This is a genomic window from Oscillatoria sp. FACHB-1406, from assembly GCF_014698145.1.
Lineage (GTDB): Bacteria > Cyanobacteriota > Cyanobacteriia > Cyanobacteriales > Spirulinaceae > FACHB-1406.
Window position 1 is genome coordinate 202697 of record NZ_JACJSM010000003.1, and the last position, 14208, is coordinate 216904.

A 14208-nucleotide genomic window follows, 5' to 3' on the forward strand; every position below is an offset into this window, starting at 1 on the left:
ATTTGAGTCTGAGGGGGTGACGGGGAGATCGAGGATATCCAATTTAGAACCGTCGCAATTTAATAATTACGAACTACGAATTATCAATTACGAATTATGTTGACCTTTTTTCCTCAACTCATTGTCGGCTTAGGCAATCCCGAACCGAGATACGATAAAACACGGCATAATATTGGTTTTGAAGCTGTTGATGCCTTAGCTAAACGCTGGCAACTATCCTGGCAAGAAAATCGCCGTTTTAAAGGAAAAATTGCGGAAGGACGCGCGCCAAAAGGCGATAAAATTTACCTCCTCAAACCGCTAACTTATATGAATCGTTCCGGCGAATCAATTCGCGCCGTTCTCGATTGGTACAAACTGCAACCCGAATCCTTATTAGTGATTTACGACGATATGGATTTACCCATCGGACGCATTCGGATGCGCTTATCCGGTTCGGCGGGCGGACATAACGGTATGAAATCAATTATTGCCCATGTCGGAGGGCAAGACTTCCCGCGCTTGCGAATTGGGATTGGTAAATCGAGCGCAGACAAAGAAACAATTTCTCACGTTTTAGGACGTTTTTCTCCGCAAGAACAACCCGTAATTACGGAAGTTTTGTACCTGGCTAGCGATGCGGTGGAAATGAGTTTAAGGGAAGGGGTCGAAAAAGCGATGAGTCTTTATAATGCGAAAAGTATTTAGGAGGATACGTGGGAGAATTGTTCGTTTCATTTGGTCAAAAAAATAAGATTTAAGCCGCTCCACAATATGAGTTATTTCCTAACTTTAATCCCCTCAGTATTCGCTTTATTGACTCAAACCGTTGTCGCCTTGGATGCTCCCACTTTTCCCGATCGCAATGGCATTTACCGCTTTACCGCGCGATCGGGAGAAACTCTGGCGTTAGAACGAGAAATCAGTCCCGGAAACCCCAAGCTTTGCTACCCCGAATTGATTTCGGGCGGACAGGTAAAACCTTTTACAAATTCAGTGAAGCAAACGCCTTATCACGAAAGTTTGCTGGTGAAGATTGAAGAATCGGGAACTTATGAATATCAGATTTTTTCGGTTCCGTCAATCGATCTTTCTGCCCCCGAAAGAGAGATAGCACAGCGTTATATTCCGCCCGACGGTCATTGGTGTAAGGTGACGGTAAGGCTGGCTGAAGAATACGAAAAAGTATGGGCTGAGGCAGATCTGGCTTACAAGGAAGGCGACTTAGAGCGATCTCTATTTCTCTATCGCCGCGCGATCGCTCTGGAACCGAATTATCCCGAACCTTATAAACGAGCGGCTAGTATTAGCTTAGCAATTTATCGGAAAAATTCTAACCTTAAGAGTACCGCAAACTTGGACGATATCGGACAGTTTTATTTGTCGATGCCAGAGTCTCTCAAACAGCCAGTTCTGGATTATATCGAGCAGCTAGCGCGCATTTATGAAGCCTCTCCGAATTGGCAGATAGAGGCGATCGATCGCCCGGATTTTCTGCGCGATTGGGCAAGCTATATCCGCACTGGAATTCCCTCCGAGCGGGTTAAGGAAATTCTCGCACCCTAAAAATTCGTCACCCCGTCCCCCAGTCACCCCGTCTCCCCGTCACCGCATCCAAAGAGCTAAATCCTCCAGCGTTATCTCGAGCAAATCGCACAATGCTTTCATCTGTAATGGGTAAAGCTTGGGAAGGTGTCTGTCGGTTTCCCAGTTGATGACGGTGGACTCAACCACGTCGCACGCCCTCGCCACTTGTATTCGCGTTAAACTCAATTTATCTCGTTGCGCCCTCAATTTTTGCCCAAAGGTCATTAATTGCACCCCGTCATTGCGTATAAACCATTAAATCTCCCGGCTGACAATTCAATGCTTCGCAAAGGAGATTCAGCGTGTGTTCGTCTATTCGGGTGAGACGGCGACGGGTTTTTAGTTTGGAAATCGAAGTTGGGTGCATTCCCGTTCTTTTGGCTAATTCTTTATTGCTGATATTGCGTTCTGCCATCACTACAGCCAATCTCCAATCAATCACTGCTAACGCCCGACTCCTCGCCCGTTCCTGCAAGGAAATGCTAGCACTCTGGGACTTTAACTCGAAGCAAAAATTGCCGCTACGACAAAATAAATTGTCGTATCGCTTGATTCTGAGGGAGGAATCTCTTATACTCTGCTCGTACAAACTCAAACGCGATCGCTCCTACGTCAGTCAAACTTGAGAGCGATCGCGCCGAATCTCTATTGCGATTGAAACTGAGGTTGGGGAGTGGAGTCCGCCGTTACCGTCGCCCGTGCAAGGAGAAGTGATGCGGATTTTGACGCGCTACTGCATCGCGGAAGGGTAGGATAAAGAGCGATCGCGATCTTTAGAGTAGACGCGATCGCTTTTAGTATTGACTTAAAACGACTCCATTCTCCCTTCAATGTCCCCCAACCCCTCCTCTCCCCTCTCCCAACACACCGCAGACGTTCTCGTTGTCGGCGGCAGTACGGGAGGCACTGCTGCTGCCATCCAAGCTGCCCGTCGCGGCGCGCAAACCATCCTCGTTAGCGAGTTCCCCTGGTTGGGCGGAATGCTAACCTGTGCGGGCGTTTCTGCCCCCGACGGGAACGAACTCGCAGCCCTGCAAACCGGACTTTGGGGCGCATACCTCCGAGAACTCCAGCAACGACAACCGGGAGGACTCGATCGCAGTTGGGTGAGTTTGTTTACTTACAATCCCCGCATCGGTGCAGAAATTTTTGCCGAATGGGTGGAAAGTCTCCCCAATCTTCAATGGATTCGCGGCGAAAGCCCCCGCGCCGTTCTCAAAGACGGCAAGCGCATCACCGGCGTTCGCTTTGACACCTGCGAAGTTCGCGCCAAGATTACCCTCGACGGAACCGAACTCGGCGATTTGCTGAGTTTAGCGGAAGTGCCGCATCGCTGGGGCTGGGAGTTGCAGGAAGAATTCGACGAACCCAGCGCCCCGCCTGCATTTAACGAATTAACTGCCCGCTATCCCGTACAAGCGCCAACATGGGTAGTTTTCTTGCAAGATTGCGGTAAAAGAGAGCGCGCGCCAGAAATTCCCGCCCCGCCGGGGTACAATCCCAAGTTATTTTCCGAGGCTTGGGAAGGGTACGGGAAAGAGAAATTTTTGAACTACGGGCGCATCAGCGGCGGCTTGTTGATGATGAATTGGCCAAAATTCGGCAACGATTACGGGGAAAAGTTAAACCGTTTAGTGGAGTCGGAAGCAGCGCGGCGAGAATTCCATCAGGAGGCGTTTTGGCATTCCCAAGGGTTTGTGCGCTTCGTGCAGCAGCACTGCGGGCGACAGTACGGTTTGGCGACGGGGGTATTCCCAGAGAGTCCGCGCTTGCTGGTGGCGGCGGAGGAAGCGTTACAGACGGCTTTTGCGCTGCATCCTTACTACCGAGAAAGTCGCCGCTTGCGAGGAAAAGTTACCGTAACCGAGGGCGATATTTTACCGATTCCGGGCGGTTGCGTTGCGCCGCTGCCGCGTAATGGGGCGGGGGAAGTTCGCAGCATTGCAGTAGGAAATTATGCTAACGATCATCATTATCCGGGGGTAAAGTTCCCGTTGCAGCCGAAATCGATGCGTTGGGGCGGACGCTGGACGGGAACTCCGTTTAGCTTGCCCTACGATGCGCTGGTTCCGGCGGAAGTGGAAGGGTTGTTGGTTTGCGAGAAAAATATTTCGGTGTCGCATATTGCGAACGGCGCGACGCGCTTGCAACCGACGGTGATGAATATCGGGCAGGCGGCGGGGATGGCGGCGGCGCTGTGCGTAGAGTTGGGCTGTTCGCCGCAGGGTTTGCCGGTGCGAGAGTTGCAGGCGGCGCTGCTCGAGGATGCGCTTGCTCCGGCGGCGGTGGTTCCGTTACTCAATTTACCACCCAACCATCCGGATTGGTGGAAGTGGCAGCGTTATTATTTGGACGAACCGGAGGCGTATCCGGCGGCGGGTTGCTGTGCGGTGGGGGATGAGTTTTCGAGTGAGGTGGAAGCGGGGGATTTTTATCGGGGGAGTTTTCGACAGTTGGAGGGTTCTGGTTATCGGATTCGGTTGTTGAATTCGAGGCAGGAGAAGAAGATTTGGTCGTTGATTTCGGTGCGTCCGGAGGTGAATGAGAAGTTAGCGAGGTGTCGGAATAATTCTGAAATTTCGGTTTGGGGGCGTTGCAATGAGTCGGGGGGGTGGTTGTTGGTGGAGAAGTTGAGTGAGTAGGGACTGGGGGACTGGGAGAGGGGGAGAGGGGGAGAGGGGGAGACTGGGGAGCGGGATTTTGTTTGTGCTGCGATCGCGAGAAGATAGACTGTAGGGGTGGTATTGAGCTAATCGAGCCGATTGGATTTTTGGGTCGGATTGCCGGGAGAGTGGGGGTGTACAAATTGGCTCCCTATTTTTAGAGGCTAGAATCGAGGTGCTGTAAGCGTTTGAGGCACTTTTTACTTTTTTGAGTCTCCCGCGATCGCTAGGATGCTTATTCTGTAAGGGTTTTGGGCTTTATTGCTCCCCCCGCAATTGACAAGCTGGAGTCTGAAATGGTACTTTGGGTAAAGTCTCCCGGAATCGAACCTCGAAAACTAAATACAGTAAGGGTTTCAGATGCAGCGGTTGCAACTTCAATTAATCCCTATCAGGGATTGAAACGGGAGATGCGGGTACAGGGCCGCATCTTCACTTTGAGGTTGCAACTTCAATTAATCCCTATCAGGGATTGAAACCTCTCCAATGATGCGATCGCATCTGCTGGCAGCGTTGCAACTTCAATTAATCCCTATCAGGGATTGAAACGACAAGGATGAGGAAGTAATTTTTACTGATGCAGTTGCAACTTCAATTAATCCCTATCAGGGATTGAAACATCAACTGAAAAATCATTTACCTCTAAGCCAAGGGTTGCAACTTCAATTAATCCCTATCAGGGATTGAAACTCAATTTCGCGATTGATGGGCTTCGCTTTGCCGATGTTGCAACTTCAATTAATCCCTATCAGGGATTGAAACTTGGCTCTCGAACGCGAACGGGAGCAGATCGGCGCGGTTGCAACTTCAATTAATCCCTATCAGGGATTGAAACTCAGTTGACCACGGCAGAACGCGACGGCGACGATGTTGCAACTTCAATTAATCCCTATCAGGGATTGAAACGCTTTTTTTGGCTTCGGTCTTGTGGTTCGCAGTATGTTGCAACTTCAATTAATCCCTATCAGGGATTGAAACGAAATCGCGATCGCAACACCTGCGGGGAGGCTTAAGTTGCAACTTCAATTAATCCCTATCAGGGATTGAAACATATACCAGAATACCGTTACTGCGATCGCGAGCGAGTTGCAACTTCAATTAATCCCTATCAGGGATTGAAACAGGGGTATAAGTGGCGATATCTCCATCTTTCGTATATTGTTGCAACTTCAATTAATCCCTATCAGGGATTGAAACGCGGGGAAACCCTTTCCCACGCCCTTGGAAGCATCGTTGCAACTTCAATTAATCCCTATCAGGGATTGAAACACCGAAAGAATGTTTCCTCCCCTGATGTGATATAGCGCTACTTGAAACGTGAATTTACGTTGCTAAATGTACCAAAATCTTGGCTGGTGGGCGCTGCCCACCCTACTAGACCGGCAAGCTTAAAACTATCTAGGTTTCTTCATTTTTAATTTTTAATTTTTAATTGGTATTACCCTCCCTGATGTGGCAGTAAGGACAGTCGCTTTAAAACGGTAGCCCATCATCTTCAACTTTTTGCAATTGAACGGGAGGATTAAAGGGAATCGGTTGAACGCTCTCGCGTTGCTTATCGCTATTTTGTAAACTTTCCGTCCATTGTTTAGCCAAAGAAATGAAATCAGACGGCATCATGATTAAGGTTGTCGTATTATTTTCTGCGCCAATTTCAGTGAGCATTTGCAGCCGTCGCAATTCCAAAGCTACTGGATTTTCCATGATCTTTTGCGAAGCTTCGGAGAGTTTTAAAGATGCTTCTTGTTCGGCGGCGGCTTTGATGATACGAGCGCGTTTTTCGCGGACGGCTTCGGCTTCTTTTGCCATTGCGCGTTGCATGGCGATGGGAATTTCTACGTCTTTAATTTCGACGCGCTCGATGTCAATTCCCCAGGGTTCGGTAATTTCATCGACGATGGTTTGAACGGCATGGTTGACTTTATCGCGGTTTTGCAAAACTTCATCGAGAATATTTTGACCGACAACATTTCTTAATGTTGTCATGGCGGCTTGATAGACTGCCATTTGGTAGTTTTCGACGCGGTTGATGGCTTTGCCCGGATCGAGGATGCGATAGTAGAGGACGGCGTTGACTTTAATGGTGACGCTATCGGCGGTAACGGCTTCTTGGGGTGCGACATCGACGGTTTTGGTGCGAATATCGACTTGCTCTTTGCGATCGACAAAGGGGACAATCCAATAGAGTCCCGGCCCTTTTATATTACTGAAGCGTCCGAGACGATAGATTACGCCGCGTTGGTACTCGCGATCGAGTTTTAAACCGTTAAAGAGAACGATCGCGGCTGCTAGAATGACGATAGAAACAGGATTCATAGCTCGTTTTATAAGGAAAAAGTTTTATATCTCTACTCTAACTGTTTTCATTGGCTTCGAGCTTGGGGGCTGAAGCGGGTAGGAATTGAACGGCGCTTCTCGCCTAGTTTGTCTGGAATTTTAAAAATAATCTTAAATTGCGGAAATTAAGGGACAACTGCTGTAGCTCGCTTCAGTTATCCCTATTGAAGACGATCTTGCACAGAATCGACTCCCCTCTATTTTGGGTTAGGATTATGGTGCGTTACGCTTCGCTAACACACCCTACTTTTAGATTCTATGCAGTTTCGTATCGATCGGGGATGACATTCTAATTTTGCCCTGAAGATTGGAAAAAAGTGCTATCGGGGCAAGCTAGAGATAGTCACCTATACTGCAAAAGAACGCACAATTTTATGTCAGAGCCTAAAAAATCGTCTGGTGGATGTGGATGTAGTCGTATTCCGCTATCTCTAATCGTGCTTTTACTGGGCGGCGGCTATTGGCTATTTACCCAAAGAAATAGTTTTAATCTCGGACAGTTATTGCCGAGCGAAGTGAGAAATAATGTTCCTTTTTTGAATGCTCCGGCTACCGAAGTTTCTGCCATTCCTGGGCAAACAAATGCACCAGCGGGCGCTCCTTCTACTGCCGCTCCTGTTTCATTGCCGCGCCTTTCGCCGATTCCTCCTCAGTCTTCTCCTACGCCGGGAGCGGTAGCTTCAGCACAAACACCTTGGCAGAAAAAGGCGATTCGCGGGATTTATTTCAGTCGCTATCAAATTACGAATAATGCCAGCGAGGAGGCGATTCGAGAGAGCGTTCGCTACTATCGTTCTAAGGGATTTAATACGATTATTCACGGCGTTTTTGGCAATGCTTGTCCGATGTACAAAAGCGAGGTGATGCAGCAAACTTTTGGGATGGAAAGCTGTCCGAATGAGTTTGAGGAGGAATGGTTAAATTGGCTGATTGATGAGGCGCACAAGCAAGGAATGCAGGTGCAGGCTTATTTTGAGAAGGGGATTAAGATCGATAAAAATAGTCCGATTTTCGATCGCGCGATCGCGAAAAATTGGCTGGTTGCAGGAGTCGATCGCACGCATCCGGGGGTCGAACATTATGTTCTCGATGTCGGTATTCCGGAAGTTGCGACTTTTTACACCCAAATTTTAGCAGAATTCGTCAAAAAATATCCCAAGGTAGATGGCGTGCAGTGGGACGACTATTTAGGGTACTATGCGGAGTTACCGGGAAAAGTCGATCGCACGGCAAGCTTAACGCAGTTTGTCAAAGGCGCGATCGCGGCGATGAAACAAGCCAATCCTGCGGTAAAATTCAATCTTTGCCATCACAATCCCTACTGGGCGAAACGTTACTTTGCGGCAGATTGGGCAAATTGGGGAGTCGATCGCGCTTTTATTCAAGTTTACACGGAAGCAAATTTCCAAGATGAAATGAAGTATATCAAAACCATCGATGGAATTGCGATTTCGGAGCGGCAATTAAACCGTTTGCCCGATTTAGCGAAGAATCCAGACATTAAAGGAATTTTGATTTTTCCGCTGTCGGGAAATCCGAAAGCGTTGGCGGCACAGGTTGACGATTTGATGCGCCAGCAGCAGTAAAACTGCTCGAAAGTAGGGTGCGTTAGCGAAGCGTAACGCACCATTAAAACTTAATTCAAAATTGAACGGAGTCGATTCTGTGCAATGTCATATTCAATGGATATTGCCACGAATTTTGGATTTATTTAAAGTTAAGATAATGGTGCTTTATTTCAACACCAATTCTTATTAATTTAGCAGGATTCCCTAAGAGGGCATAACAGTGTTATGCCCCTACAGAGTGACGTTTGATTTTGAGGCATCCTCTCGCTCGAAGAGAGAAAGTAGGGTGTGTTAGCAAAGCGTAACGCACCATTAATCTATGGAGATGTTGCAAGTTAAGATAAGGGTGTTTTGTTTCAACACCAATTCTTATTAATTTAGCAGGATTCCCTAAGAGGGCATAACAGTGTTATGCCCCTACAGAGTGACGTTTGATTTTGAGGCAGCCTCTCGCTCGAAGAGAGAAAGTAGGGTGTGGAGCGCGAAGCGTAACGCACCATTAATCTATGGAGATGTTGCAAGTTAAGATAAGGGTGTTTTGTTTCAACACCAATTCTTATTGATTTGGCAGGATTCCTTAAGAGGGCATAACAGTGTTATGCCCCTACGGAGCGGCGTTTGATTTCGAGGCATCCTCGGAGGTGGTGCGTTACGAGGAGCGCTAACGCACCCTACTTTTTGGGGGCGGCATTCTGCAAATTTTGGGATTACATATTAAAGGAAAAAAATCATTATTTAGAGAGAAGCTAAGAAATGAGTTTTGGGTGGAAAGGTCAAACCCCTAGAAACGAGTTTAAGTTAGATGGGTTAGAGTATAGAAACGCATATCTTTCGCGGCACTGAACTGCAACAATGGTTTTTGATTCTGTTATTCGTACTTTGGCGCGATCGCCGCTCACCCAGGAACTCCGCTCTAAGCTCCAAGCGCAAAAATCCCTGCATCTGAGCGGTATCGCTCGCCTTCCCAAAGGACTTATCGCTTCTACCTTCGCACAAACCGAGCAACAGAATCTTTTTGTCGTTTGCGCTACCCTCGAAGAAGCCGGACGTTGGGCGATGCAATTGGAGGCGATGGGGTGGAAACAGGTGTTGTTCTATCCGACTTCGGAAGCGTCGCCCTACGAACCTTTCGATCCCGAATCGGAGACGATTTGGGGGCAGATGCAGGTTTTGGCGCAGTTGTCTAGCGATCGCGCGGCGGGGGAAATCGCGATTGTCGCCACAGAACGCGCGCTGCAACACCACCTCCCGCCGCCGGAGGTTTTTCAAAGTTATTGTCTCCAACTCGAAGTCGGAATGAGTTTGGATTCAAAAACACTGGATCTGCAACTCGCCCAACTCGGTTACGATCGCGTTTCGTTGGTGGAAACGGAGGGACAATGGGCAAGACGGGGCGATCTCGTCGATATTTTTCCGGTTTCCTCGGAATTGCCGTTGCGTTTGGAATGGTTCGGCGACGAACTCGAAAAAATTCGCGAGTTCGATCCGAGTACCCAACGTTCTCTCGATCGTATCGAGCGAATTCTCCTGTCGCCGACTAATTTTTCAACGATTATCGCCGCCGCCCTCAAAACGGCGAATATAACCCTAGAAACTGCCGATGATGAGATTGCTAATACTTCAGAAGGATTGCGGCGCTATCTGGGAATTGCCTTTGAACAACCGGCATCCTTACTCGACTATTTAGCGAACAATACGTTAATCGCGATCGACGAACCGGAGCAATGCGAAGCGCATAGCGATCGCTGGGTAGAACGTGCGGAAGAACAGTGGGAATTTTACACTCAAATCGCTGCGAACAATTCAACAAGCGCCCCAACTTTACCCAAAATTCACCGTTCTTTCAATGATGCTTTAACAAGCGCAGAATCTTTCTTAAAACTGCAACTGTCTGAACTTGCTGACGAAAGTACCGGCAGTTTAAACCTGTCCTCTCGCGCCATTCCCACCACGCCCCATCAATTCGCCAAACTTGCCGAAATCTTGCGCGGAAAACGCGAAATTTATAGCGCGCTCAAACTCGATAAATTCAATACCTGGTTAATCTCCGCCCAACCCTCTCGCTCCGTCGCACTGCTGCAAGAACACGACTGTCCCGCTCAATTTGTCGCCAATCCCCGCGCTTTTCCCGCGATCGATAAATTGCAAACCCAGCATATTCCCGTCGCCCTTAAATATTCGGGATTAGCAGAACTAGAAGGTTTTATTTTACCCACCTTTCGCCTCGTTGTGGTTAGCGATCGCGAATTTTTTGGGCAGCACGTTCTCGCTACTGCCGGATACATTCGCAAGCGTCGCCGCGCCGTTTCCAAACAAGTCGATCTCGAAAAACTTCACCCCGGCGATTATGTCGTGCATAAAAGTCACGGAATTGGCAAATTTCTGAAGCTCGAACGCTTGGAACAGCGCGAATATATTGTCATTCAATATGCAGACGGCGTGCTGCGCGTCCCTGCCGATAGTTTCGATACGCTCTCCCGCTTCCGCCAAACCGGGAAAACGCCGCCCGAACTCCATAAAATGTCCGGGAAAGCGTGGGAAAATACTAAAAATAAGGTTCGTAAAGCCGTCAAAAAAGTCGCGATCGATCTTCTCGATTTATATGCGAAACGCGCCCAACAAATTGGCTTTGCTTATCCCGCCGATGTCCCCTGGCAAGAAGAACTCGAAGATTCTTTTCCTTACCAACCCACGCCCGATCAATTAAAAGCCGTTCAAGATGTCAAGCGCGACTTAGAAAACGAACGCCCGATGGATCGATTGGTGTGCGGCGATGTCGGTTTCGGTAAAACCGAAGTTGCCGTTCGCGCTATCTTTAAAGCGATTACAACCGCTCATAAACAAGTCGCCGTTCTCGCGCCCACCACTATCTTAACCCAGCAACACTATCACACCCTAAAAGAACGGTTTGCGCCCTATCCCATCAACGTCGGATTGCTCAATCGTTTTCGCACGCCCAGCGAGCGTAAAGATATTTTAAATCGCCTTGCAACGGGCGAACTTGATGTAGTAGTGGGGACGCAACAACTGCTTGGAAAAGGCGTTCAATTTAAAGATTTAGGGTTATTAGTGGTCGATGAAGAACAGCGATTTGGGGTCAATCAGAAGGAAAAAATCAAGGCGATAAAAACTCACCTCGATGTCCTGACTTTAAGCGCAACGCCAATTCCGCGCACGCTATATATGTCCTTATCCGGCATTCGGGAGATGAGTTTAATTACTACGCCGCCCCCGTCTCGCCGCCCGATTAAAACTCATCTTTCCTCTTATAATCCCGAAGCGATTCGGACGGCAATTCGCAACGAACTCGATCGCGGCGGACAAATCTTTTACGTCGTGCCGCGCGTGGAGGGAATTGAGGAAGTCGCGGCGCAATTGCGGGAGATGGTTCCGGGGTTGAGAATCGCGATCGCGCACGGACAACTGGATCCGGCGGATTTAGAAGCAACGATGCTCGCCTTTAATAACAACGAAGCCGATTTATTGGTGTGTACGACCATTATTGAATCGGGCTTAGATATCCCTCGCGTGAATACGATTATCGTTGAAGATTCCCAAAAATTCGGGCTGTCGCAACTCTATCAATTGCGAGGAAGAGTCGGACGGGCGGGAATTCAAGCTCATGCTTGGTTATTTTATCCCAAACAAAGTAAACTCACCGAAACGGCAAGACAGCGATTGCGCGCCCTGCAAGAATTTACTCAGTTAGGATCGGGGTATCAGTTGGCAATGCGGGATATGGAAATTCGCGGCGTTGGCAATCTTTTAGGCGCGGAACAATCGGGACAAATGGACGCGATCGGCTTCGATTTGTATATGGAAATGTTGCAAGAAGCAATTAAAGAAGTTCAAGGTCAAGAAATCCCGAAAGTCGAAGATACGCAAATAGATTTGAAGTTGACCGCCTTTATTCCGGCGGATTATATGACCGATTTAGAGCAAAAAATGGATGCTTATCGCATCGTGGCGCGCACGAGTTCTAAAAAAGAATTGCAGCAAATCGAGGAAGATTGGCGCGATCGCTACGGCGAAATCCCTGCCCCCGCGAGGCAACTGCTGCAAGTCGTCGAACTCAAACAAGTCGCGAAGTCCCTCGCTTTTTCTCGCATTAAACCCGAAGGCGCACAGCACGTTGTCCTAGAAACGCCAATGGAGGAACCCGCTTGGAGATTAATTCAAGAAAAGCTGCCCAAGCATTTACATTCCCGCTTCGTTTATAGCCCCAAAAAAGTGACGGTGCGCGGATTGGGAACCCTAAAGCCAGAAAAGCAATTAGAAAGCTTAATCGACTGGTTGGGAGCCGTAGAAAAGGCGCTTCCGGTGTTGAATTAATACTAATTCTCAGTTACGATGCACCAAATTTTTCGTCGTAGGGGCAGCCACATTGTTATGCCCTCTTCTGGAATCGTGCAAAATCAATGAGAATTGGTATAACCCCTGTTCGAGGGCATTTCTTGCCTTAGCGGGTTGCAGGGTGCGCTGGGCTGCGTTTCGCGATCGCAGCACAACCCATCGATTAAATGCTAAGGTCAAGATCGAGACTCTATCGATACATTCTTGCCAGTTCGTTAATGCTATATCTGAAAAATCTGGTTTACCATCCTCCAGCTACCCCAACGCCCATTCTCAAAAGTCTAAACTTAGAACTCCCGCCCCAACAGTTGGGATTAGTCGTCGGCCCGAGCGGTTCGGGTAAATCAACCCTCCTCGAAATTTTATCGGGATTAGCAGAACCAACGGGCGGCAGTATCTATTGGGGCAGTAGCGAATTAACGTTCCTCGAGTTGCAAATGCTCGGCGGTTTAGTCTTTCAGTTTCCCGAACGTCATTTTTGCGGCGGAACCCTGCTCGAAGAACTGCGCCTCGGACATCCGGAAATCGGCTCCGAGCAACTCAAAACCGCCCTTAAAGAAGTCGGCTTAGATCATCTGCCCTTTAGCACCGCTCCCACCACCTTAAGCGGCGGACAGCAACGCCGTCTCGCTTTAGCCGTGCAACTCGTGCGCCAGCCCAACCTGTTGATGTTAGACGAACCCACCGCCGGACTCGATTGGTCGATGCGCCGTCAGTTGGTGAAGTTGCTGGCTAAACTGAAGGAACACTGGACGTTGTTAGTCGTCACCCACGAAGCAGGGGAGTTAGTGGAAATTGCCGATCGCTGTTGGCAGTTAACCCACGGCGTTCTGACAGCCGTAGAACCGCGCGATCTCGCAGCCAGAACAGGCGTTCCCCTTTCCGCGCGCGCCCTGGGATAATACTAAAAATAACCGCCCTCCGTTGCAGGAGGAAATCAAATCAAGCCCGATGAGTGAGGAGAGAGCGAATATATTGAGTCAAACATCCAGCGAACCCCAACAGTCAGAGGAGCATCCGTTACTGCCCAAAATGTCGGAACTCTGGCTCAAAACGTTAAAATGGCAGCCCGACGAGCAGCAACAAGATCGGTTTCAACACTTATATGCTGAAGTTTTAGAAGGAAATTGCCGTTTAAATTTGACGCGCATTACCGAACCGACGGAATTTTGGGAGAAGCATATTTGGGACTCAATCGCGGGAGTCGTTCACTTGGAACGCTGCGAAACCGGAACAGAAGCGCGCGCGATCGATATTGGGACTGGGGGCGGGTTTCCGGGTTTGCCGCTCGCGATCGCGTTTCCCTCGCTGCACCTCACCCTACTCGATTCTACCCGCAAAAAAACCCTCTTCCTCGATGGCGCGATCGCCGATATCGGTTTGACGAACGCCGTTACCCTCACCGGACGCGCCGAAACCCTCGGACGGGAGTCGCCCCACGCGGGGAGTTACGACTTAGCCACGATTCGCGCGGTCGGAACGGCGGGGTTGTGCGCTCAGTATGCCTTACCTTTCCTCCGTTCTGGGGGGATGGCGGTTTTGTATCGCGGACAGTGGACGCAAAACGATCTGGCCGAACTCGAAGCGATTTTGCCTGCGTATGGGGGTACGATTGCCGCGATCGAACGCTTTTTTTCTCCCCTTTCTAATAGCGTGCGTCATTGTATTTACTTGAATGTTGCCAAAACCGACCCATCCAAGCCAAAAGTTTAAACCCAAAC

General features: G+C 49.0%; 10 protein-coding genes and 1 CRISPR repeat array. Of the genes, 7 read left to right on the top strand and 3 right to left on the bottom strand.

Features of this window, described 5'->3' with window-relative positions; genetic code table 11:
- The first annotated feature begins 96 nt into the window (after window positions 1-96).
- Window positions 97-687 (top strand): aminoacyl-tRNA hydrolase, encoded by a 591-nt coding sequence (gene pth / locus H6G50_RS05095; protein ID WP_190713891.1) that lies wholly within the window; start codon window positions 97-99, stop codon window positions 685-687.
- A 66-nt stretch (window positions 688-753) separates the two neighbouring features.
- The gene (locus tag H6G50_RS05100) at window positions 754-1545 is read left to right on the top strand and encodes a hypothetical protein (protein ID WP_190713892.1); all 792 of its coding nucleotides are present in this window, start codon (window positions 754-756) and stop codon (window positions 1543-1545) included.
- 39 nt (window positions 1546-1584) lie between these two features.
- Here H6G50_RS05100 and H6G50_RS05105 read toward each other — a convergent pair whose 3' ends face one another.
- On the bottom strand, window positions 1585-1791 hold the full coding sequence (locus H6G50_RS05105; RefSeq protein WP_190713893.1) for a helix-turn-helix transcriptional regulator: 207 nt from the start codon (window positions 1789-1791) through the stop codon (window positions 1585-1587).
- A gap of 13 nt (window positions 1792-1804) precedes the next feature.
- Entirely contained in the window at window positions 1805-2008 is a 204-nt protein-coding gene (locus tag H6G50_RS05110) for a helix-turn-helix domain-containing protein (protein WP_190713894.1), read from the bottom strand.
- A 388-nt stretch (window positions 2009-2396) separates the two neighbouring features.
- Here H6G50_RS05110 and H6G50_RS05115 point away from each other — a divergent pair, with 388 nt between their 5' ends.
- Complete coding sequence (locus H6G50_RS05115) at window positions 2397-4208, top strand: FAD-dependent oxidoreductase (RefSeq protein WP_190713895.1); 1812 nt, start codon at window positions 2397-2399, stop codon at window positions 4206-4208.
- Window positions 4209-4597: 389 nt separating this feature from the next.
- Window positions 4598-5498: a CRISPR direct-repeat array (repeat unit 37 nt; unit sequence GTTGCAACTTCAATTAATCCCTATCAGGGATTGAAAC).
- Between the two features lie 204 nt (window positions 5499-5702).
- Here H6G50_RS05115 and H6G50_RS05120 read toward each other — a convergent pair.
- Window positions 5703-6545, bottom strand: a complete 843-nt coding sequence (locus H6G50_RS05120; RefSeq protein WP_190713897.1) for a slipin family protein — start codon at window positions 6543-6545, stop codon at window positions 5703-5705.
- Between the two features lie 395 nt (window positions 6546-6940).
- On the opposite strand from H6G50_RS05120, the gene H6G50_RS05125 reads away from it, so the two are divergent.
- The 4 genes from H6G50_RS05125 (at window position 6941) to rsmG (ending at window position 14200) form a co-directional block, all read left to right on the top strand.
- The gene (locus H6G50_RS05125; protein ID WP_190713899.1) at window positions 6941-8152 is read left to right on the top strand and encodes a family 10 glycosylhydrolase; all 1212 of its coding nucleotides are present in this window, start codon (window positions 6941-6943) and stop codon (window positions 8150-8152) included.
- Window positions 8153-8986: 834 nt separating this feature from the next.
- Window positions 8987-12466, top strand: a complete 3480-nt coding sequence (mfd, locus tag H6G50_RS05130; protein WP_190713901.1) for a transcription-repair coupling factor — start codon at window positions 8987-8989, stop codon at window positions 12464-12466.
- 239 nt (window positions 12467-12705) lie between these two features.
- A complete protein-coding gene (locus H6G50_RS05135) occupies window positions 12706-13389 on the top strand; it encodes an energy-coupling factor ABC transporter ATP-binding protein (protein WP_190713903.1) in 684 nt (227 codons plus the stop codon).
- A 73-nt stretch (window positions 13390-13462) separates the two neighbouring features.
- Entirely contained in the window at window positions 13463-14200 is a 738-nt protein-coding gene (rsmG, locus tag H6G50_RS05140; protein WP_242032716.1) for a 16S rRNA (guanine(527)-N(7))-methyltransferase RsmG, read from the top strand.
- The last annotated feature ends 8 nt before the right edge of the window (window positions 14201-14208 follow it).

Bases quoted from the DNA above. Each gene is read 5' to 3' on its own strand.
- pth (WP_190713891.1), top strand. From the start codon at position 97: ATGTTGACCTTTTTTCCTCAACTCATTGTCGGCTTAGGCAATCCCGAA.
- H6G50_RS05100 (WP_190713892.1), top strand. From the start codon at position 754: ATGAGTTATTTCCTAACTTTAATCCCCTCAGTATTCGCTTTATTGACT.
- H6G50_RS05105 (WP_190713893.1), bottom strand. From the start codon at position 1,791: ATGACCTTTGGGCAAAAATTGAGGGCGCAACGAGATAAATTGAGTTTA.
- H6G50_RS05115 (WP_190713895.1), top strand. From the start codon at position 2,397: ATGTCCCCCAACCCCTCCTCTCCCCTCTCCCAACACACCGCAGACGTT.
- H6G50_RS05120 (WP_190713897.1), bottom strand. From the start codon at position 6,545: ATGAATCCTGTTTCTATCGTCATTCTAGCAGCCGCGATCGTTCTCTTT.
- H6G50_RS05125 (WP_190713899.1), top strand. From the start codon at position 6,941: ATGTCAGAGCCTAAAAAATCGTCTGGTGGATGTGGATGTAGTCGTATT.
- mfd (WP_190713901.1), top strand. From the start codon at position 8,987: ATGGTTTTTGATTCTGTTATTCGTACTTTGGCGCGATCGCCGCTCACC.
- H6G50_RS05135 (WP_190713903.1), top strand. From the start codon at position 12,706: ATGCTATATCTGAAAAATCTGGTTTACCATCCTCCAGCTACCCCAACG.